The sequence below is a fragment of the Pseudomonas sp. B21-056 genome (assembly GCF_026016325.1).
In the GTDB taxonomy this organism is placed as follows: Bacteria; Pseudomonadota; Gammaproteobacteria; order Pseudomonadales; family Pseudomonadaceae; genus Aquipseudomonas.
On the sequence record NZ_CP087203.1, the window covers coordinates 1,317,229 to 1,337,026 of the forward strand.

At 60.8% G+C, this 19,798-nt stretch carries 26 protein-coding genes and 1 other annotated feature; of the genes, 21 read left to right on the plus strand and 5 right to left on the minus strand.

The window, feature by feature from the left end; translation table 11 throughout:
- Nucleotides 1–61 precede the first annotated feature (61 nt).
- The 16 genes from LOY67_RS05785 (at nucleotide 62) to recX (ending at nucleotide 12,408) form a co-directional block, all read left to right on the plus strand.
- A complete protein-coding gene (locus LOY67_RS05785) occupies nucleotides 62–409 on the plus strand; it encodes a phage tail tube protein (protein WP_003198314.1) in 348 nt (115 codons plus the stop codon).
- Nucleotides 406–702, plus strand: a complete 297-nt coding sequence (locus LOY67_RS05790) for a phage tail assembly protein (RefSeq protein WP_265066330.1) — start codon at nucleotides 406–408, stop codon at nucleotides 700–702. Before LOY67_RS05785 ends, LOY67_RS05790 begins: the two co-directional genes overlap by 4 nt.
- 130 nt (nucleotides 703–832) lie before the next feature.
- Nucleotides 833–2,368 carry a phage tail protein gene (locus LOY67_RS05795; protein WP_265066331.1) on the plus strand — a complete coding sequence of 512 codons (1,536 nt, stop codon included), beginning with the start codon at nucleotides 833–835 and terminating at the stop codon, nucleotides 2,366–2,368.
- Entirely contained in the window at nucleotides 2,355–3,593 is a 1,239-nt protein-coding gene (locus LOY67_RS05800) for a DNA circularization protein (protein WP_265066332.1), read from the plus strand. The genes LOY67_RS05795 and LOY67_RS05800 overlap by 14 nt, the downstream gene beginning before the upstream one ends.
- Nucleotides 3,594–3,596: 3 nt before the next feature.
- Complete coding sequence (locus LOY67_RS05805) at nucleotides 3,597–4,637, plus strand: phage baseplate assembly protein (protein WP_265066333.1); 1,041 nt, start codon at nucleotides 3,597–3,599, stop codon at nucleotides 4,635–4,637.
- 243 nt (nucleotides 4,638–4,880) lie between these two features.
- The gene (locus tag LOY67_RS05810) at nucleotides 4,881–5,390 is read left to right on the plus strand and encodes a phage baseplate assembly protein V (protein WP_265066334.1); all 510 of its coding nucleotides are present in this window, start codon (nucleotides 4,881–4,883) and stop codon (nucleotides 5,388–5,390) included.
- Nucleotides 5,390–5,788 (plus strand): phage GP46 family protein, encoded by a 399-nt coding sequence (locus LOY67_RS05815; protein ID WP_265066335.1) that lies wholly within the window; start codon nucleotides 5,390–5,392, stop codon nucleotides 5,786–5,788. Before LOY67_RS05810 ends, LOY67_RS05815 begins: the two co-directional genes overlap by 1 nt.
- Entirely contained in the window at nucleotides 5,778–6,818 is a 1,041-nt protein-coding gene (locus tag LOY67_RS05820; protein ID WP_265066336.1) for a baseplate J/gp47 family protein, read from the plus strand. Before LOY67_RS05815 ends, LOY67_RS05820 begins: the two co-directional genes overlap by 11 nt.
- On the plus strand, nucleotides 6,806–7,405 hold the full coding sequence (locus LOY67_RS05825) for a YmfQ family protein (RefSeq protein WP_265066337.1): 600 nt from the start codon (nucleotides 6,806–6,808) through the stop codon (nucleotides 7,403–7,405). Before LOY67_RS05820 ends, LOY67_RS05825 begins: the two co-directional genes overlap by 13 nt.
- An 11-nt stretch (nucleotides 7,406–7,416) precedes the next feature.
- A complete protein-coding gene (locus tag LOY67_RS05830; RefSeq protein ID WP_265066338.1) occupies nucleotides 7,417–8,628 on the plus strand; it encodes a carbohydrate-binding protein CenC in 1,212 nt (403 codons plus the stop codon).
- An 8-nt stretch (nucleotides 8,629–8,636) separates the two neighbouring features.
- The gene (locus LOY67_RS05835; RefSeq protein ID WP_265066339.1) at nucleotides 8,637–9,023 is read left to right on the plus strand and encodes a phage tail assembly chaperone; all 387 of its coding nucleotides are present in this window, start codon (nucleotides 8,637–8,639) and stop codon (nucleotides 9,021–9,023) included.
- Between the two features lie 72 nt (nucleotides 9,024–9,095).
- Nucleotides 9,096–9,210, plus strand: a sequence feature (Trp leader region).
- The gene (locus tag LOY67_RS05840; RefSeq protein ID WP_265066340.1) at nucleotides 9,143–9,706 is read left to right on the plus strand and encodes a glycoside hydrolase family 19 protein; all 564 of its coding nucleotides are present in this window, start codon (nucleotides 9,143–9,145) and stop codon (nucleotides 9,704–9,706) included. Its footprint overlaps the feature before it by 68 nt.
- Complete coding sequence (locus LOY67_RS05845; protein WP_265066341.1) at nucleotides 9,688–10,224, plus strand: lysis protein; 537 nt, start codon at nucleotides 9,688–9,690, stop codon at nucleotides 10,222–10,224. Before LOY67_RS05840 ends, LOY67_RS05845 begins: the two co-directional genes overlap by 19 nt.
- A 71-nt stretch (nucleotides 10,225–10,295) precedes the next feature.
- Nucleotides 10,296–10,796, plus strand: coding sequence for a CinA family protein (locus tag LOY67_RS05850; RefSeq protein ID WP_265066342.1), 501 nt, complete (start codon nucleotides 10,296–10,298; stop codon nucleotides 10,794–10,796).
- Between the two features lie 83 nt (nucleotides 10,797–10,879).
- Nucleotides 10,880–11,932 (plus strand): recombinase RecA, encoded by a 1,053-nt coding sequence (recA, locus tag LOY67_RS05855; RefSeq protein ID WP_042730773.1) that lies wholly within the window; start codon nucleotides 10,880–10,882, stop codon nucleotides 11,930–11,932.
- An 8-nt stretch (nucleotides 11,933–11,940) separates the two neighbouring features.
- Nucleotides 11,941–12,408 (plus strand): recombination regulator RecX, encoded by a 468-nt coding sequence (gene recX / locus LOY67_RS05860; protein ID WP_265066343.1) that lies wholly within the window; start codon nucleotides 11,941–11,943, stop codon nucleotides 12,406–12,408.
- Nucleotides 12,409–12,454: 46 nt separating this feature from the next.
- Here the strand turns inward: recX and LOY67_RS05865 are convergent, their stop codons facing one another.
- Nucleotides 12,455–13,573 carry a TIGR00730 family Rossman fold protein gene (locus LOY67_RS05865; RefSeq protein WP_265066344.1) on the minus strand — a complete coding sequence of 373 codons (1,119 nt, stop codon included), beginning with the start codon at nucleotides 13,571–13,573 and terminating at the stop codon, nucleotides 12,455–12,457.
- Between the two features lie 236 nt (nucleotides 13,574–13,809).
- On the opposite strand from LOY67_RS05865, the gene LOY67_RS05870 reads away from it, so the two are divergent.
- On the plus strand, nucleotides 13,810–14,010 hold the full coding sequence (locus LOY67_RS05870; RefSeq protein ID WP_265066345.1) for a hypothetical protein: 201 nt from the start codon (nucleotides 13,810–13,812) through the stop codon (nucleotides 14,008–14,010).
- Between the two features lie 47 nt (nucleotides 14,011–14,057).
- Here LOY67_RS05870 and LOY67_RS05875 read toward each other — a convergent pair whose 3' ends face one another.
- Nucleotides 14,058–14,480: a quorum-sensing-regulated virulence factor family protein gene (locus LOY67_RS05875; RefSeq protein WP_265066346.1), complete on the minus strand. Its 423-nt coding sequence runs from the start codon at nucleotides 14,478–14,480 to the stop codon at nucleotides 14,058–14,060.
- A 185-nt stretch (nucleotides 14,481–14,665) separates the two neighbouring features.
- On the opposite strand from LOY67_RS05875, the gene LOY67_RS05880 reads away from it, so the two are divergent.
- From LOY67_RS05880 to LOY67_RS05890, 3 genes are all read left to right on the plus strand, one after another.
- Nucleotides 14,666–15,412, plus strand: a complete 747-nt coding sequence (locus tag LOY67_RS05880; RefSeq protein WP_265066347.1) for a tRNA-uridine aminocarboxypropyltransferase — start codon at nucleotides 14,666–14,668, stop codon at nucleotides 15,410–15,412.
- A gap of 171 nt (nucleotides 15,413–15,583) precedes the next feature.
- The gene (gene erdR / locus LOY67_RS05885) at nucleotides 15,584–16,237 is read left to right on the plus strand and encodes a response regulator transcription factor ErdR (protein ID WP_265066348.1); all 654 of its coding nucleotides are present in this window, start codon (nucleotides 15,584–15,586) and stop codon (nucleotides 16,235–16,237) included.
- 71 nt (nucleotides 16,238–16,308) lie between these two features.
- Nucleotides 16,309–16,671, plus strand: a complete 363-nt coding sequence (locus LOY67_RS05890; protein ID WP_265066349.1) for a diacylglycerol kinase — start codon at nucleotides 16,309–16,311, stop codon at nucleotides 16,669–16,671.
- Here LOY67_RS05890 and LOY67_RS05895 read toward each other — a convergent pair whose 3' ends face one another.
- Nucleotides 16,672–17,598 (minus strand): LysR family transcriptional regulator, encoded by a 927-nt coding sequence (locus LOY67_RS05895; RefSeq protein ID WP_265066350.1) that lies wholly within the window; start codon nucleotides 17,596–17,598, stop codon nucleotides 16,672–16,674.
- Between the two features lie 121 nt (nucleotides 17,599–17,719).
- On the opposite strand from LOY67_RS05895, the gene fpr reads away from it, so the two are divergent.
- Nucleotides 17,720–18,499: a ferredoxin-NADP reductase gene (gene fpr, locus LOY67_RS05900; protein WP_003184787.1), complete on the plus strand. Its 780-nt coding sequence runs from the start codon at nucleotides 17,720–17,722 to the stop codon at nucleotides 18,497–18,499.
- 119 nt (nucleotides 18,500–18,618) lie between these two features.
- Here the strand turns inward: fpr and tsaA are convergent, their stop codons facing one another.
- Both tsaA and LOY67_RS05910 read right to left on the minus strand, forming a co-directional pair.
- Nucleotides 18,619–19,317, minus strand: coding sequence for a tRNA (N6-threonylcarbamoyladenosine(37)-N6)-methyltransferase TrmO (gene tsaA, locus LOY67_RS05905; protein WP_265066351.1), 699 nt, complete (start codon nucleotides 19,315–19,317; stop codon nucleotides 18,619–18,621).
- Nucleotides 19,318–19,326: 9 nt separating this feature from the next.
- Nucleotides 19,327–19,788, minus strand: a complete 462-nt coding sequence (locus LOY67_RS05910; protein ID WP_258631469.1) for a DUF1456 family protein — start codon at nucleotides 19,786–19,788, stop codon at nucleotides 19,327–19,329.
- Nucleotides 19,789–19,798 lie beyond the last annotated feature (10 nt).

Below are 19,798 nucleotides of genomic sequence, written 5' to 3' on the forward strand. Positions count from 1 at the left end.
GCATTTGAATGCATGAAGCCAGCCCACCCCGTGTGGGCTTTTTATTTGAAGGAGAAACACCATGGGTCAACTGATTGCGGGCACCTGCTACGTCAAAGTGGACGGCGCTCAACTGACCATCAACGGTGGCTGCGAAGCACCACTGATGTTCACCAAACGTGAAACCGTCGTGCCGGGTTTCTACAAGGAAACCGATATCGCCCCGTCCTTCAAGGTGACGGCGCTGCACACGGCGGACTTCCCGCTCAAGCAACTGGTGGCCGGCACCGACATGACCGTCACCTGCGAATTCAACAACGGCAAGGTCTACGTGCTGGCCGGCGCCTACCTGGTGGAAGAGCCGGTGTCCAAGGGCGACGACGCGACCATCGAGCTGAAATTCGAAGGCATCAAGGGGACCTGGCAATGACGGATGTCGTGACGTTGCGCGTGGCCATCGAGGCCCACGGCGAGCCGTTGAACGAACTGACCCTGCGCCGCCCGACAGTGCAGGAAGTCCGGGCGATCAAGGCGCTGCCGTACAAGATCGACAAGAGCGAAGAGGTGAGCCTGGACATGGACGTCGCGGCCAGATACATCGCGGTCTGCGCCGGCATCCCACCGTCGTCGGTCAACCAACTGGACCTGGCCGACCTCAACGCGCTGAGCTGGGCCGTCGCGAGTTTTTTCATGAGTGCGGCGTCGCAGCCATCGGCGACCTGATCGCAGCCGCCTATGACCTGGCCTGGTTCTGGAAGGTTGACCCCGAACAGATGATGGCCAGGCCATTGGATGTGCTCCGTGAATCCCTGGAGCACGCGCAACGGATCAATGCGATGCAGCAGGTGCAGTGATGGCAGACACACAAAAGGTAGAGAAAAAAGCGGTGCTGCTGACCGGCATCGACGAGCTGTCGCCCAAGCTCGCCGGCCTTCGGGCGAAGGTCCAGGGCTTCAAGCAGAACCTCGATGCGACCGGCCTCGGCAGCCTGGATATTTCCGGGCTGCTCCCGGACGGTGGCATCGCCAAACCGTTCATGGAAGGACTCCAGTCGGCGGCGGCGTTCAAGGCTGAAGTTGCTGGAGTGAACGCGGCGGCCAGCGCCGTCCAGGCACCGGCCGCGCCGCAGGTAGCGGCACAGAGCCTGGAGGGATTGAAGACGTCCATCAGCAATGTGTCGTTGCAGTTCGGTTCGGCGCTGGTGCCGGCGGTCAATGCGCTGACGGTCGGTCTACAGCCGATGATCGGCGGCGTGACCCAGGTGCTGCAGGACAACCCGCAACTGGTACAGGGCCTGGCTGCCGGCGCCGTGGCGTTCAGCGCGATGCAGACGGCGGTCAGCGGTGCGAGCCAGGCCCTCGAAGTGGTCAGCCTGGCCTTGAAGATGAACCCCATTGGCTTGATCGCCATGGGCATCGCCTTGGCGGCAGGGATGATCATTGCCTACTGGGAACCGATCTCGGCGTTCTTCGCCGGGCTCTGGCAACGGCTCGCGCCCATCGTTGTGCCGATGGCCGAGTTCTTCAAGACGATGTTCGCCTTCACCCCGATGGGGCAGGTGATCAGCAATTGGGGGCCGATCAGTGCTTTCTTCGGCGCGCTCTGGAACATGGTCGTGGCGGCCGCAACACCCGTCATCGGTTTCATGCAGACGTTATTCGCCTGGTCACCCCTGGGTTTAATCATCAGCAACTGGGGCCCCCTGACCGGGTTGTTCTCGGCCATCTGGGATCTGCTCAAGGCCTTGACGGTGCCGGTGATGGACGCGCTCCAAGGGCTTTTCAACTGGACGCCGTTGGGCCTGATCATGGCCAACTGGGGCACAATCGGGGAAGTCTTCGCCGGGATCTGGGAAGGCCTCCGCAATCAGGTGTCGATCATGCTGGCGGTGTTCAGCGGCCTGTTCGACTGGTCGCCCATCGACGGCCTCACCAAGCAGTGGGGACCGGTAGGCGAGTGGTTCAGCCAATGGTGGGACGAGCTGCAAGGCGTGATTGCGCCGATCAAGGCGTTCTTCAATGGCGGCTTCGGCGAGATCATCACCACCTTCACCGGCAAGGTCGAAGGACTGGCCCAGGCACAGCAGAAGACCAATGCCGAAGGCAAGGGCGAGCTGGCGCCGGCGTTTTTTGGCGGCGCCAGCGAACAGCCTTTGGGCCTGTCTTCAAGCGTTGCGCCCGGCGCGCTGCCGCAAACCTCCAATGCCCTGGTGCAACAAAGCGCCGCGAACAATCGTACTCAGCTTGAGGGCGGCCTGACCGTGCGCTTCGAAAACGCGCCGGCCGGTTTGCGCGCCGACCCACCCCAGACCAATCAACCGGGCCTGGCGATGAGTTCGCGCATCGGCTATCGCTCTCTGTCCGCAGGAGGTTCCAATGAGCTGGCGTGATCGTTTGTTGCCGGCGTCGTTTCGTGGCGTCGGGTTCTGGGTCGACCAGGCGAAAACCCCGGTCGGCCACAAGGGCCAGTTGCATGAATATCCGCAGCGCGACCAGCCGTTTTTCGAAGGGCTCGGCCAGCAGGCGAAAATCCATGAACTGACCGCGTTCATCGTCGGCCCCGATTGCCTGGAGCAGCGCGACAAACTGCTCAAGGCGCTGGAGCAGGGCAGCGGCGAACTGGTGCACCCTTGGCTGGGACGGATGCAGGTCAAGGTCGGCGAATGCGACATGACCCAGACCCGCCAGGACGGCGGGCTGGTGACCTTTGCCCTGAAGTTCTACCCCGACCAGCCGCTGCAATTCCCCTCGGCCGCGATCAACAGCCAGAAATTGCTGCTGGTGTCGGCTGACAGTTTCCTGGGTTCGGCGGTGCGGCGCTTCGAAGACGCGATGACCTTGATCAAGGCCGCGCGGATCGGTATCGCTGACCTGCGCAACAGCCTCAAGGAGGTCTACGGCATCATCGAGCAGGAGCTGAAGCCATTGATCGAGGTTTATGGACAGCTCAGCGATCTGGTCAAGGCGGTGAAAGAACTGCCCAAGGAAGTGGTGGCCGAGTTCAAGGGATTGTTGGGGGATATCCGGGAGTTGAAGGACTTTGCCCGTGACGGCTATCGCGGCGTGATTGCCAGCGTGTCGCAACAGGTCGAAGCCATTCGCCAGGCGGACGCGCCCAAACTCACCACCGGCAAGGACACCACGGCGGCGGCCCAGGCCGTGGCCGATCTGGTCCAGGACACTTTGCTGGTGCAGGCGGCGCAATGGATCGCGGCGATGCCCGTGGCGGCGCCGGTGGTCAAGCTCGGCGCCACGCCTTCGGTGGCGCAGCAGGCCGTGCAACCGATCCAGCGCCGTGACGTGCCGGTGGCCGACGATGTGCTGGCCCTGCGTGATGCCCTCAACGAAGCCATCTGGCAGGCCTCCCTCAAGGCCGATCCGGATCACTACCAGGCGTTGAACAACCTGCGTCAGCAAATGGCCGCGCACCTGACGGCAGTGGCGTCATCGGGCGTCAGGTTGATCAACCTGTCGTTCAAGCAAAGCCTGCCGGCGCTGGTGGTGGCGTATCAGCAATTTGCCGACGCCACCCGGGTGACCGAAGTAATCCAGCGCAACGGCGTGGCCCACCCGGGTTTCCTGCCGCCCAACGACCTGAAAGTCTCGGGAGAGTAAGCCATGGGCGAGTTCGCTAACACCGTCACGCTCACCGTCGGCGGGCTGGACTACGGTGGTTGGAAAAGCGTGGAAATCAGTGCGGACCTGGAGCGTCAGTTCCGCACTTTCAAACTCGACATCACCTGGCAATGGCCGGGGCAGACCCAGGCGGTGCCGATCCGTCCCGGTGATGAATGCCAGGTGCGCATCGGTGCCGACCTGGTGCTCAGCGGCTACGTGTTCAAGGCCCCGGTCAGCTATGACGGACGCCAGATCACGCTGAGTATCGAAGGCGGTTCCAGGACCCAGGACCTGGTGGATTGCGCGGCGATCAATCGGCCGAGCCAATGGCGGGGGCAGACGGTGCTGAGCATCGTCCAGGCCCTGGCGTCGCAATATGGCGTGGGGGTGGTCAGTGAAATCCCGGAGACCGCGCGTCTGAGCGAACACAGCATCGTGCCGGGAGAAACCGTCTTTCAATCCATCGACCGTTTGCTGACGTTGTTCCGGGTGTTCTCCACCGACGACGCCGAAGGCCGCGTGCTGTTGGCCAAGCCGGGCAGCGGCGGGCGGGCCAGTGATGGGTTGGAACTGGGCAAGAATATTCTTTCGGGCAATGCGCCGATGGACTACAGCCAGGTGTTCTCCGAATACCGGGTCATCGGTCAGCACAAGGGCAGCGACCAGCAGAGCGGGGCGGCGGTGAGCGAGGTTTCGGGCACCGCCACGGACCTGGGTTTCAAGCGCAAGCGGGTCACGGTGATCAACGAAAGCGCGCAACTGACGTTCGAGCTGGCCCAGCAACGGGCCGACTGGGAAAGCGCCATCCGCACCGGTCGGGCCTTGACCACCACCTACCGCGTGCAGGGCTGGCGCCAGGCCAACGGCGACTTGTGGCGCCACAACAGCCTGGTGCGGGTGATCGACCCGGTGCTGGGGTTCGACGGCGACATGCTGATTTCCAAAGTGACCTATTCGCTGTCTGCTCAGGGCTCGGTCACCACCCTGCAAGTCGCCCCGCCCCACACCTTCGACGCGAATCCGGTCAAGCCCAAGCCCTGAGCCCGACGCTCCCCACTGTGGGAGCGAGCTTGCTCGCGAAGGCTGAGTGTCAGTCACCTCAGTCTCCACTGATCCACCGCATCGCGAGCAGGCTCGCTCCCACACTGTTCCGGGATGACCACAAGATCCCGTCCACCACAAATCCCCTGTGGGAGCGAGCCTGCTCGCGATGGCGCCGGCCCAGACACCGACCACTTCGACTGACACCCAGCCCGCCCCCAACCGATTTCCGAAGGAACCCCAATGAGCCTACTGACCCGCCTCCTGGCGCGCGGCACTGTCGTGTTCGCCAATTCGGCCTCCAAGCTGCAATCGCTGCAAATGCGCCTCACCGCCGGCGAGGTGAACGACGACATGGAGCACTTCGAACCCTACGGCTTCACCAGCAACCCACTGGCCGGCGCCGAGGGCATCGCCACCTTCCTCGGTGGTGACCGTTCCCACGCAGTGGTGCTGGTGGTCGCCGACCGGCGTTTTCGCCTCAAGGCTCTCGCTCCCGGCGAAGTCGCGATCTACACCGACGAGGGCGACAGGATTCACTGCAAACGCGGTCGCGTCATCGACATTGAAACCGCCACCCTGAACATCCGCGCCAGCAGCGCAGTGAACATCGACAGCCCCGTCATCAACCACACCGGCAAGATCGTTTCCCAAGGGGACCAGATCGCCGGCGGCATCAGCCAGATCAAGCATGTGCATGGCGGCGTACAGGTCGGCAACGGCCAGACCGGCGCGCCGGCGGGAGGCCAATGATGTTCATCAGCCAGAACCTGCACGCCGCGTTGACCCGCTCGGTGCTCATCAGCCTGTTCACCTGGCGCCGCGCCGCTGACGACGACGCCCTCGATGACGAGGAACGTTTCGGCTGGTGGGGCGACACCTTTCCTACGGTCGCCGATGACCGCATCGGCTCGCGGCTGTGGTTGTTGCGCCGGGTCAAGCTGACCCGCCAGACCCAGCTCGACGCCGAGTTCTACGCCCGCGAAGCTCTGCAATGGCTGATCGACGATGGCCATTGCAGGGCCATCGACATCATCAGTGAACGCCTCGACGCCCAGCGCCTGAACCTGCGCACGGTCCTGACCCTGGCCGATGGCGAGCGTCTGGACATAAACCCCGATAACAGTTGGCAGGTGACCTATGCCGTTTGAAACCCCTTCGCTGCCGGTGCTGATCAAACGCACCCAAAGCGACCTGGCCAGCGATTCGCTGCGCCAGTCCGATGCCCAGGTGCTGGCCCGCACCCTCGGCGGCGCAGCCTATGGCCTGTATGGCTACCTGGACTGGATCGCCGAGCAGATCCTGCCGGACAAGGCCGACGAATCGACCCTGGAGCGCATCGCCGCCTTGCGGCTGAACCAGGCGCGCAAAGCCGCCCAGGCGGCCAGCGGCGCTGTCAGTTTCAGCGCGACCGCCGGTGCGGTGCTAGATGTCGACACGCTGCTGCAGTCCACCGATGGCCGCGCCTACAAAGTGACCAGTGCCCGTACCACCAGCAACGGCCTGAACACCACTACCATCGCCGCCCTGGATGCCGGCAGCCTGGGCAATGCCGACGCGGGCCTGGTGCTGACCCCCGTTCAACCGATCCTCGGCGTCTCCAGCAGCTTCATCGTGCTGGCGCCGGGGCTGACCGGTGGCGTCGCCCGGGAAAGCCTCGAATCCCTGCGGGCGCGGGTGATCCGCTCCTATCGCATCATCCCCCATGGCGGCTCGGCCCAGGATTATGAAACCTGGGCCCTGGAATGCCCCGGCATCACCCGCGCCTGGTGTCGCGGTAGCTACCTGGGGCCCGGCACCGTCGGCCTGTTCGTCATGCGTGACGACGATCCGCAGCCGATCCCCAACGCCGAGCAACTGGAGGAAGTCCGGGCCTATATCGAGCCCCTGCGCCCGGTCACCGCCGAGGTGCATGTGCTGGCCCCAACGCAGGTTCCGGTGGTCTACAGGTTGCGCATCACTCCTGACACCAGCGCCGTACGCGCCGCCATCGAAGCCCAGTTGCGCGACCTGCACAACCGCGAAGCCGGCCTCGGCGAAACCTTGCTGCTGACCCACATCGCCGAAGCCATCAGCAGCGCCACCGGCGAAACCGATCACACACTCACCACACCCACCGCCGACGTGGTCGCGGCCAGCAATCAACTGCTGACCTTCGGAGGCTGCATATGGCTGGAATAAGAACCGCCGAACAATACCGGGCCCAACTGCGCAGCCTGCTGCCCAGCGGCCCGGCGTGGGACCCGGAGCGCGTGCCGGAACTGGAGGACGTGCTGGAAGGCATCGCCCAGGAACTGGCGCGTCTTGATGCGCGTGCGGCTGATCTGCTGCATGAGATGGACCCGGCAGGGGTGAGTGAGCTGGTGCCGGATTGGGAGCGGGTGATGGGATTGCCGGATCCGTGTCTGGGAGCCACGCCGCTGTATGACGACCGCAGGTTGGCGGTGCGTCGGCGGTTATTGGCGGTGGGTAGCCAGACCGTTGCGTACTACGTGGAAATCGCCAAGAGCCAGGGTTATCCCAACGCCACCGTTACCGAACACAGGGCACCCCGCATGGGCCGTGCACGTTTTGGAGAGGCGCATTTCGGCACCTGGCAAGCGCAGTTCATGTGGACCCTCAACACCGGGGGGCGCCTGCTGCTCGGTCGGCGTTTTGGCGCCAGCTATTGGGGGGAGCGTTTTGGCGTTAACCCGGGGTCGGTATTGGAGTGCCAGATTCATCGTAATGCGCCGGCGCATACGCAGGTGCATATCAATTATGACTAAGGAGTAGATGGATGGATTATCCAAAAAATGTTCCCGGCGTGGGACTGGTGAATGGCCAGTTTGTAGACGAGAACCCGCTGACAGGCACGCCCGGTTCCTTGATACCTGCTAAGTGGGGTAACGGTGTTACGCAGGAGCTTCTGACCACGATCATTGAAGCGGGATTGGTGCCGGTCGAAGATAAAAACGATCAACTGTGTCAGGCAATCCGAACGCTGGCCAGACTTGATCCAAAACAGAACTTTCCAGCCCAGGTGTATCGCAGGAATCTGCTGATTAATGGGAACTTTGATATATGGCAGCGCGGTACAACTAACGTTAACCAAAATACAGGTGGATACGTAGCCGACCGCTTTCGGTGCGATTGGGATGGCAATGCGGGCGTTAATGTTTCTCGACAGAATTTTGTTCCGGGGCAATTAGATGTTCCTAATGAGCCTCGGTTTTTTTACCGTTGGCAGCAGGTGAGTGCTGGGGCGGGGGCAACCATACATAAAGTTTCTCAGTCCGTTGAGTTTGTGCGGACATTGGCCGGTAAAGTTGCAACCGTCAACTTTTGGGCCAAGGCTGACACTTCGCGGCAGGTGGCCTTGACGGTAACTCAGTTGTTTGGGGTCGGCGGTTCAGCGCCACTTGTCACTCCGGTAGCGACATTTCAAGTCAAGAGTACTTGGATGAGGTATAGCGCGACTTTTCAGGTGCCTTCCATTGCGGGAAAGGTTGTCGGTACAACGGCTACCGACTGTTTGATGTTGTCTTTTGATCTTCCCCTAAACATCGTACAGACTTTTGATCTGGCGCAGGTTCAACTTGAGGAAAGCCCTGTTGCTACGCCTTTTGAGAGTCGTAGTCCTGTCGAGGAGTTGCTTCTCTGTCAGCGTTACTACGAAAAAACCTACAGTCAAGAGACGGCGCCTGGAAGTTTAACAAACTCGTCGGGATGCCTGATTTCCATTGTTAACATGGGGCAATCGGGACCAGCATCACAGCCGTTGGCTCAGTGGTCGTTCAAAGTCGAAAAAAGAACCATCCCCAGCATCAGCTTGTTTCGACCTTTTCTACACGGCACCCTGGGACAATGGCGTTCTGGCTCCGATGAGTTCTCTTCCGGCAATGCCTTGCCTTTTGCAACCTCCACTCGAGGAACGGGGGTGTACAACTCGGATGTCGCTTTGACGTCGCAGGTTTATTACATTCATGCCACGGCTGACGCCGAACTCTAGGAGCAGTTATGAGTTTTCAATTGACTATTGATCCGGATACGGTAATTCGTCTGTATGACAATACAACCATTCCCCGTCATCACCGCTATTGGGCTGAATATGAGGACTGGGTCGAAAAGGGCGGTATCCCACTTCCTGTCGTGGAGGAGCGCGATGATTCGAAGGAGCGAGGATGGCGCGATTCGCAGTTCTATAACGTTCAATGGCTGCGCGAGCGCCATCGTGACGAAGTTGAGCTTGGTTTAAGTTCGACGCTGACAGATGAGCAGTTCAAGGAACTGTTGACCTATATACAATCGCTTCGAGACTGGCCTCAGGACGCAAATTTTCCTCAAGTGCAGCTGCGCCCCTCCGCTCCCCACTGGATCGCCGAACAAGTCCTTCAGAACCACTAGATCGTAAGCGTTTTTTCAATAGCTCAGGGGACGAGCTTTTTTCTGGGGCTGAACTCAATTCAGTTGCGCTTTCTTGGCTGATGGCGCAATTTCAATAATCAGTTTTTGATGGTCTGACCATGGAAGTTACCCAACAACAACTCATCAACATCATGCCCAACGCCCGCTCCCAAGCGGGCGTTTTCATTTCTCCCCTCAACACTGCCATGTCCCGACACCATATCGACACGCCCAAACGCGTCGCTGCATTTCTGGCCCAGGTCGGACATGAGTCGGGACAACTGCGCTATGCGCGTGAACTCGGTGATGAGCAATATCTGAGCAAGTACGACACCGGCGCGTTGGCCGCTCGCCTGGGCAATACCCCCGAGGCAGACGGTGACGGCCAGAAGTATCGAGGCCGCGGGCTGATTCAGGTGACCGGGCGCGATAACTATCGTCGTTGCAGCCTTGGCTTGTTCGATGATGAACGGCTGCTGACGCTGCCTGAACTCCTTGAACAACCGCAATGGGCGGCCGAGTCGGCCGCATGGTTCTGGGAACAGAATGGCTTGAACGAACTGGCCGATCGCGACCAGTTCAACAGTATTACCCGGCGCATCAACGGTGGCTTGAACGGTCTGGAGGATCGTTTGCAGCTCTGGGCGCGGGCGAGGGCGGTGTTATGCCAATCTTCGGCGTGATGCCTTTTTCTGCCCGCTCCCTTGTCGGCGCTGTGTTGCTGGCGCTGTTGGCGGCGGGTCCGGCGGTGCTGGCATGGCGCTTCCAGGACTTGCGTTACGGCCGGCAACTGGCGCAACTGGCCCAAACCCAGGCTGAAACCCTGAACCAGATAACCCAGGCGGCAGCGCTGCAACAAAAGGTTGAACAGGACAGGCGCCTGGTCTTGGAACAACAACTTTCCAGCAGCGAACAAACCCACTACCGAGCCTTGAGCGATGCCCAACGTGACCAGGATCGCCTGCGCGATCGCCTTGCTACTGCCGATGTCCGGCTGTCAGTCCTCCTCGACGCCGACGATGTTGTCGCCGGCTGTGCGTTGCCTGCCGCCACCCGCACCGGCGGCATGGATCATGGCGCCCCACGCGCCCGACTTGACCCGGCGCATGCTCAACGAATTATCGCCATCACCGACGAAGGAGACCGTGGATTGATCGCTTTGCAGGCCTGCCAGGCCTACGTCAAGGCATTGGGTCAGTAGTCCGCCGAGCCTTGCAAGCGGCGAGCGCTCGTGTACGGTAGGCCCCAATTGCGTCGAATCAGGAGAGCATCATGGATGACATCACCGAACTGGCGGCTGAACTGGGCAGGCGCCTGCAATTGGTCAATGCCCATGTGACCACGGCCGAATCCTGCACCGGCGGCGGGATTGCCGAGGCGATCACCCGGATCCCGGGGAGTTCGGCCTGGTTCGAGGCGGGCTACGTAACCTATTCCAATCGCCAGAAAACCCAGCAGTTGAATGTGCCGGACACGTTGTTCGAGCGGGTGGGGGCGGTCAGCCGCGAGGTGGTCGAGGCCATGGCGCGGGGCGCCCAGCAGAAAAGCCTGGCGCGGTTTGCCGTGGCGGTCAGCGGCGTGGCCGGGCCGGACGGTGGTTCGCCGAGCAAGCCGGTGGGCACCGTGTGGCTCGCCTGGGGCATCGGCGACAGGGTCGTCAGTGAGCAACGATTCTTTCCCGGCAACCGCGATGAGGTCCGCCGACAGACGGTGAGGGCCGCGCTAGAGGGGCTGCTGCAACATGCCGCCGTAGAAATCTCAAATCAGGGGTAGGCGATCCTGAATCGCTGTGGAATAATACTGGCTACTTATACAGGTGTTGGCCGCCAGGCCTTATTGATTACGTGAGGACTTTAATGGACGACAACAAGAAGAAAGCCTTGGCTGCGGCCTTGGGTCAGATCGAACGTCAATTCGGCAAGGGTGCCGTAATGCGTATGGGCGATCAGGACCGTCAGGCTATTCCTTCCATCTCTACCGGCTCCCTGGGCCTGGACATTGCGCTCGGCATCGGCGGCCTGCCAAAAGGTCGTATCGTCGAGATCTACGGTCCTGAATCCTCCGGTAAAACCACACTGACCCTGTCCGTGATCGCCCAGGCCCAAAAAGCCGGCGCGACCTGCGCCTTCGTCGATGCCGAACACGCCCTGGACCCGGAATACGCCGGCAAGCTGGGCGTCAACGTCGACGATCTGCTGGTGTCCCAGCCGGACACCGGCGAGCAGGCCCTGGAAATCACCGACATGCTGGTGCGTTCCAACGCGGTTGACGTGATCATCGTCGACTCCGTGGCGGCATTGGTACCCAAGGCTGAAATCGAAGGTGAAATGGGCGACATGCACGTGGGCCTCCAGGCTCGCCTGATGTCCCAGGCCCTGCGCAAGATCACCGGCAACATCAAGAACGCCAACTGCCTGGTGATCTTCATCAACCAGATCCGCATGAAGATCGGCGTGATGTTCGGCAGCCCGGAAACCACCACCGGTGGTAACGCGCTGAAGTTCTACGCCTCGGTTCGCCTGGACATCCGTCGTACCGGCGCGGTGAAGGAAGGCGACGAGGTGGTCGGCAGCGAAACCCGCGTCAAGGTCGTGAAGAACAAGGTCGCTTCGCCGTTCCGTCAGGCCGAGTTCCAGATTCTTTATGGCAAGGGCATCTACCTCAATGGCGAGATGATCGACCTGGGTGTGTTGCACGGTTTCGTCGAAAAATCCGGCGCCTGGTATGCCTACAACGGTACCAAGATCGGTCAGGGCAAGGCCAACTCGGCCAAGTTCCTGGCAGACAACCCGGAAGTTGCGGCAGCGCTCGAGAAGCAACTGCGTGACAAGTTGCTGAGCCCGGTTGCCGACGTCAAGGCAGTGGCCAGTCGCGAAACCGCCGACGACCTGGCTGACGCTGATATCTGATCGATTCGATGACCGCCGTACTCGATACCCTCGTCGCGGTGCGGCGAACTGCAATGGACCTGCTCGCCAGACGCGAGCACGGTCGAGTCGAGTTGACGCGAAAATTGCGTCAGCGCGGCGCTCTCGATGATTTGATCGAAACGGCCCTCGACCGCTTGACGGAAGAGGGCCTGTTATCGGAAAGCCGGTACCTCGAAAGCTTTGTCTCTTATCGCGCCCGCTCCGGCTACGGTCCGTTACGAATTCGTGAGGAACTGGGCCAGCGTGGTTTGCAACGCCCGGATATCGAACAGGCCCTGCGTGAAAGTGGTATCGATTGGCAGGATCAGTTGATGGATACCTGGCGTCGAAAGTTCTCGGGGCACTTGCCCATCGATGCGCGAGAACGGGCCAAGCAAGGACGTTTCCTGGCGTATAGAGGCTACTCCATGGAAATGATCAACCGCTTGTTCAGCGGTCGTGGCCTGGATGATTGAATAAAAACGGCCCGCTATTTTGATAGCGGGCCGTTTTTTTATGGGTTCAGGTTACCTTGATCGGTTCCCATGTCAGAGGGTGTGGCTGGGAGGAGGGTGTCGCCCAGTTTTCCGGCAGGTTGATGTAGTCCACCAGTTCTCTTAATCGCCCTTGGTTGCGGGCGTTGAAATTGAACGCCAGTCGCGTCAAATGGCTGAACCGGGCCTCGTCCTGTTCTTCGCCACCGTAGGTTTGTTGGTGAAAACAGTCGTTCAGGCACAGGTCGGCGAACTCAACCTGTATCTGGGCCATGGCTTGTTCGTTGAGCTTGTGGTTCATGCGGATCACGAACTGGTGCTTGAGCCAGCGGCTGGAATGGAAGTTGCGGTAGAACTGGTTGATTTCCTCCACGGCGTCTTCGGCGCTGTGCACCAGCCGCATCAGCTTCATGTCTGTTGGGAGGATGTAGCGGTTTTCTTCCAGTTGCTCGCGGATGAAGTCCAGGGCGCTTTGCCAGAACTTGCCCCCTGGAGCGTCCAGCAGCACCACCGGCACCAGCGGACTTTTACCCGTCTGCACCAGCGTCAGGACTTCCAGCGCTTCATCGAGGGTGCCGAAGCCGCCCGGGCAGAGCACCAGTGCATCGGCCTCCTTGACGAAGAACAGTTTGCGTGTGAAGAAAAAGTGGAACGGCAGCAGGTTCGGCGTGCCCTCGACCGTCGGGTTCGCATGCTGTTCGAAGGGCAGAGTGATATTGAATCCCAGGCTGTGTTCCCGGCCCGCGCCTTCATGGGCGGCGGCCATGATACCGCCGCCGGCACCGGTGATGACCATCATGTCCGAACGGGCCAGCGCCGCCCCCAGTTCACGGGCCAGGCCGTACAGTGGATGTTCGATGGGCGTTCGGGCCGAGCCGAAGACGGTGACCTTGCGTCGGCCCTTGAACTGTTCGAGCGTGCGGAACGCGTGTTCCAGCTCTCGCAATGCCTGCAGGGTGATCTTGGCATTCCAGCGGTTGTGATCTTCCTGGGCCATGCGCAGCACGGTCAGGATCATGTCGCGGTAGATGGGAAGGTTCGGGCTGTCGGGCGATACCAGGTTGAGTTGCTCTTCGACCTTGCGGGTGAGGTCGTGGCCATGGTTCTCAAAATGCCGACTGAGCTGGTCATTCGGTTTATAAGGCATTCAGTTGCTCCTTCTTACTTCTGAATCCTAGACCCTCGCGTTGATCTTCGCTGCCTTGATCATGGCCCTCAAAAGTGACGGTTGGCAACAAGCAATGAGCGGCCACAACCGCTCGTCAGATCGCCGACCGGGTACATGCAGCTCTGATTTACTGATAACAGGCGTGCCATGCAATTCGATGCCCACGGCTGGGCCACGCGAAGGATTGAGGTAGATCGGGCAAGGAGGCGGGAAAAATGACCAGGGTGACTCTGGAGCTCGACAGGCAGTTATATCTGGCGCTGCTGGAGGCGGCGCAGGCCAATCGAGTCAGTCTCGAGGAAGAATGTTGCCGTCGTCTGGAAGGCCGGGCCTGGCGCTCGCGCTATCTACAGGCGCTGGTGGCGGAGCTGCGCGCCGACGATGAGCAACGGCGCGACAGTGGCCTGCGTGGCTGACTAACGCCTACAAACGAATAATCGGACAGGCCCCTGGCTTGGGTTGATTACTTCTTCGTCTTGGCCGGTTTCGGGCAATCCGATTCCTGGAAGCGTTCGGTGGCGACCGGGCGATTGGTCTTGACCTCGGTGAACTCGTAGCGCAGGGTTGCACCCTTGGCCATCAGCTTGCGGAAACCCGGGTTGGTACAGACTTTGGAACCCAACTGGAAATACACAGCCTTGGGGTCGGCGCGCATTTGCTGGGCATGGCTGCTTTGCACACTGAGGTGGTTGATCAACTCGGTGCCTTCGACGGTATAGCCCTGGTCGAGAATGTCTTCGTTGATTGCCCGCGGAGTGCCGAGGCTGCTTTGCGCGGCGACGTTCTGCAGCATCTTGTTCAGTTCGAGTTCTTTCAGCGAGGCAGCCTGGGCGCTGAAGGACGTAGCCAGCAGAACGGCAACGGTAGGGACGATAAGGCGCAGCATGAAACTCTCCTGGTTCAGTGACGGCTATTTCGACCGGTCACGTGACTGTGCGTTCAGTGGCGGCGAATTATAGGGGAGGCCGGGTGGGACGGTACAGGATTGCGCGCTCTGGTAGACTGCCGGCCTTTATTGCCCTGCCGAGTGTTGTTCGTGTCGAGTTCTTTTGTTCGTCGGCGTTGCCCACGATGAATCATGCCCCTAACGCCGTAGCCCGCCTGCGCGATCAGCGCATCGATGAAGGCATCAAGCCGCTTCAAGCCCGTGGCTGGCGTGCCCCCCGTTGCAGCGCCTGCCGGGTGATCGAAAGCCATTGCCTGTGCGCCTGGCGTCCGAACGTCGAAACCCGCTCCGGGATTTGTCTGATCATGACCAACAAGGAAGTGTTCAAGCCAAGCAACACCGGCTGGTTGATCGCTGACGTGGTGCGCGACAACCATGCCTTCATCTGGTCGCGCACCGAAGTTGACGAGCAACTGCTTGCACTGCTCAACGACCCGCAATGGCAACCGTACCTGGTATTTCCCGGCGAATATGTCGAACCATCGCGAGTCACCCAGACGGTTGATCTCGATCGTTCCAGGCGCCCACTGTTCATTCTGCTGGATGCCACCTGGACGGAGGCGCGCAAGATCTTCCGCAAGAGTCCGTATTTCGACCGCTTGCCGATCCTCAGCCTGCAGCCCGACAAGCTGTCGCGCTACCGTTTGCGCCGTTCGACCCGCAGCGAGCACCTGTGCACCGCCGAAGTGGCGGCGCTGTGCCTGGAGCTGGCGGGAGACAATGACGCCGCGTCGGCCCTGGACGCTTATTTCGATGTGTTCAGCCAGCATTACCTGGGCGCGAAACGGCAGCAGGAGATGGATGTGTCGACGCCGGCTCACGCCGAGCTGCAACCCTTCATCCGCGCGTCCCAAGCGGTATCGGCCCCATAGTGGCCCATACTCAAAGCAGTGATGGCCGTGCTGCTTGACCACCCCGGCTTCGCTGGGCATGCTTGGCGCCGACCAGGTGCGGCCGACATTCGAAATGCTGCGTGGCGTCTTGAGTTGTTTTGGCGAGGCGCGATTGCATCGGGCCCCCATAAAAACAGGATCATTTGAAAAATGACCACATACGAAATCCTGATCGCCGATGACCACCCGCTCTTTCGCAGCGCGTTGCATCAGGCAGTGACCCTGGGCCTTGGCCCGGCTGTCCGGTTGACGGAGGTAGCCAGTATTGCGGAGCTGGAGACTCGGCTGACCGAAAAGGCCGACTGGGACCTGGTCCTGCTGGACTTGAACATGCCCGGCGCGTACGGTTTTTCCGGGCTGGTGCTGTTGCGCGGCCAGTATCCGCAGATACCGGTGGTGATGGTGTCGGCCCAGGAAGAGGCCTCGGTGATGGTCAAGGCGCGGGAATTCGGCGCCAGCGGGTTCATACCCAAGTCGAGTTCTCTGGAGATGATCCAGCAGGCCGTGAAGAAAGTCCTGGACGGCGATGTCGCCTGGCCGCCCCAGGCGTTCGAAGCGGTGAGTGTGTCCGAAGAGGCCAAGGCCGCCAGCGAAGGCCTGGCCAGTCTCACGCCCCAGCAGTTCCGAGTGCTGACCATGGTCTGCGAAGGCCTGTTGAACAAGCAGATCGCCTATGAATTGAACGTGTCGGAGGCCACCATCAAGGCCCATGTGACGGCGATCTTTCGTAAACTGAATGTGCGTACCCGGACCCAGGCGGCTTTGTTGCTGCAACAACTTGAGTCAATTTCACCGCAGTCATAGCATTTTTATTCACGCTTTTTTGACTAGGGTTGAATTAGCTTTCCCACTTCTTTCAATCAGTTGCCCATCCTATGTCTCCTTTTAAAGGCCAAACCGGCCTCAAACGCATCCTGAATGCTTCCGGCTACTCCCTGGATGGCCTGCGCGCCGCCTTCACCGGCGAAGCGGCATTCCGTCAACTGGTGCTGCTCAATGTGGTCCTCATTCCGCTGTCGTTCTTCCTGAACGTCAGCCGTGTCGAGCAGGCGCTGCTGATTGCGGTCTGCCTGCTGGCATTGATCGTGGAGCTGCTGAACTCGGCAGTGGAGGCGGCCATCGACCGCATCTCCCTGGAACTGCACCCGTTGTCGAAAAACGCCAAGGACATGGGCAGTGCCGCCCAGCTTGTCGCCTTGACCATGATTGCCTTGGTGTGGGGCCTGGTGCTTCTCTGATCAAGCAATGGTCGGCAACACGATTTCGTCGCTGCGCTGTGCCCCGGCGGTGAATGCCCGGCATAGCTCGAGGAATTCGCGCATCGCCGAGGTCTGGTATTTCTGCTTGTGCCAGATGAAATAGAATTGCCGCGCCAGGTCCATGTCCGGCGTTTCCACCGGCACCAGGCTGCCGCGACGGAACGCATCGCGCAGCGCCAGGCGTGAGATACAGCCAATCCCCAGACCGGATTCCACGGCGCGCTTGATGGCTTCGGTGTGTTCCAACTCCAGGCGGATGTTCAGCGCGCTGCGATGGTGGCGCATGGCTTGATCGAAGGTCAGCCGGGTGCCGGAACCCTGTTCCCGCAGAATCCATGCCTCGTGGGTCAACTCTGCCATGGTCGCCTGACCGCGCTTGGCCAGCGGGTGCTGAGGGGCGCAGAACACCACCAGCTCGTCCTCGACCCAGCTCTGCACCTCGATGTCCGGGTGGCTGCAATCACCCTCGATCAGACCCAGATCAATTTCATAGTGGGCGACCTGTTGCACAATATTGGCCGTATTCTGCACATGCAGCTTCACCTGGCTTTCCGGATGACGCTGCATGAAGCCGCCGATCAGCAGGGTCGCCAGGTAATTGCCGATGGTCAGGGTCGCGCCGACCGCCAGTGAGCCGAAGCCGGACTTGCCATTGAGCAGGTCTTCGATCTCCTTGGCCTGGTCCAGCAGCGCCACGGCCTGGGGCAGCAGCTGTTTGCCGAGGGCATTGAGGCTCAGGCGCTTGCCGGCGCGGTCGAACAATTGGCAGCTGGATTGCCGCTCCAGTTCGGTAATGGAGGTGCTGGCGGCCGATTGCGACAGATTGAGCTGGCCAGCAGCACGGGAGACGCTCTCTTGCTGGGCGACAGCGACGAAGACCTGGAGTTGACGTAGAGTAAATCGCATATCGATATAACCGATAACCCTTATCTTAATAATTCAGTTAACAGATATTGTCGTCGCCATTAGAATGCGATGCAAATGCGCATATAACGACGCAGGCATCATTCCCAGGAGTCCCACGTACATGAGCAACATGAACCACGAGCGTGTCCTCAGTGTTCATCACTGGAACGACACTCTGTTCAGCTTCAAGTGCACCCGCGATCCGGGCCTGCGCTTCGAGAACGGTCAGTTCGTGATGATCGGCCTGCAACAGCCCAACGGCCGCCCGCTCATGCGCGCTTACTCGATCGCCAGCCCGAACTGGGAAGAGCATCTCGAGTTCTTCAGCATCAAGGTGCCTGATGGCCCGCTGACTTCCCAGTTGCAGCACCTGAAGGAAGGCGACGAGATCATCATCAGCAAGAAACCCACCGGTACCCTGGTGCTGGACGATCTCAAGCCCGGCAAGCATCTGTACCTGCTCAGCACCGGCACTGGCCTGGCGCCGTTCATGAGCGTCATCCAGGATCCGGAAACCTACGAGCGTTTCGAAAAAGTGATCCTGTGCCACGGCGTGCGTTACGTCAATGAAGTCGCCTACCGCGAATTCATCACCGAGCACCTGCCGCAGAACGAATTCTTCGGCGAAGCGCTGCGCGACAAGCTGATCTACTACCCGACCGTGACCCGCGAGCCGTTCGAGAACGAAGGCCGCCTGACCGACCTGATGCGCAGCGGCAAATTGTTCCGCGACATCGGCCTGCCGCCGATCAACCCGCAAGACGACCGCGCCATGCTGTGCGGCAGCCCGAGCATGCTGGACGAAACCAGCGAAGTGCTCAACAGCTTCGGCCTGACCGTATCGCCGCGTATGCGCGAGCCGGGTGACTACCTGATCGAGCGGGCGTTTGTAGAGAAGTAAGCGCCGAACGCAGAGCGTCCGTTGCGGCGTGCCCACGCAGAGCGTGGGCACGATCCCAACTCCATGAAAAAGCCCGCGTTGCCTGATAAAGGCAACGCGGGCTTTTTCGTTTCTGCCGGTTATTGCCGGACGGGAACGACTTCCAGCACCCGGATCGACCCCGGTTGCGGGTAGTGCCAGCGCACATCCAGATCCCAGAACTGCGCGCCATATTCCCGTTCGGCTGTAGGAATCTGGTACGCCGGGCGTGGATCCTGGGCCAGGCACTGTTCGATCAGCTCGACCAAGGGCTCCTCCAGGCGCATGGCGTGGTTTTGCGCCTGGAGCAGCGCTGAGTCCGTCCACTGCACCGGAATCAGCCCAGGCGCCGCGCTGGCGATGTCATTGGTCGCCGAGCCGATGATGTCGGCATAGGGCACATAGGGCTTGATGTCCAGCACCGGCGTGCCATCCAGCAAATCAATGCCCGAGATCCACAACCGACCGGCTTCGACCCGTTCCAGCTTCACTACCGACTGGCCGATGCCATTGGGACGATGGGTGGCACGGGTGGCAAACACGCCCATGGACTTGTTGCCGCCCAGGCGCGGCGGGCGGACCTTCAAGCGCGGCTTGTCTTCCAGGGCCTGGTGGAACAGGAACAACAGCCAGACGTGACTGACCTGCTCCAGGCCCTGCACCGCATCGCCCTGGTCGAACGGCGCCACCAGCTCCAGCACGCCCCGCGCGGCCGGCGCCAGTTGCGGTTGGCGGGGGATGGCGAACTTCTCCTTGAAGCAGGAGCGGACGAAGCCGATGGGGGACACCGTGTAGGTCATGGGTCGGAGTCAGCCGCGAACACGCAGCGTCAGCCCCTTGAGGAAGTTGCGCAGCAACTGGTCGCCACACGGACGGTAGTTGGTGTGGCCGAATTTGCGAAACAGTGCGCTGAGCTCCGGCTTGGACACCGGGAACTCGGCGGCCTTGAGGATCGCGTGCAGGTCGTCCTCTTTCAGCTCGAAGGCCACCCGCAGCTTCTTGAGGATAATGTTGTTGGTCACCGGTACTTCGATGGGTTGTGGCGGGCGACTTTCGTCCTTGCCACGCTTGAAGATCACCAAGCCATCGAGAAAGTGCGCCATGACCTCGTCAGGGCAGAACACAAAGCCTTCTTCTTCGTCCTTCTTGAGATAGCCCGCCAGGTCCGCGAGGGACACTTCCAGGCCGCCCAGCTTGATGATCTCGATGACTTTCTTGTCGCTGATGTCGAGCATGTAGCGCACGCTGCGCAGTACGTCGTTGTGAATCATGTGTGCAATC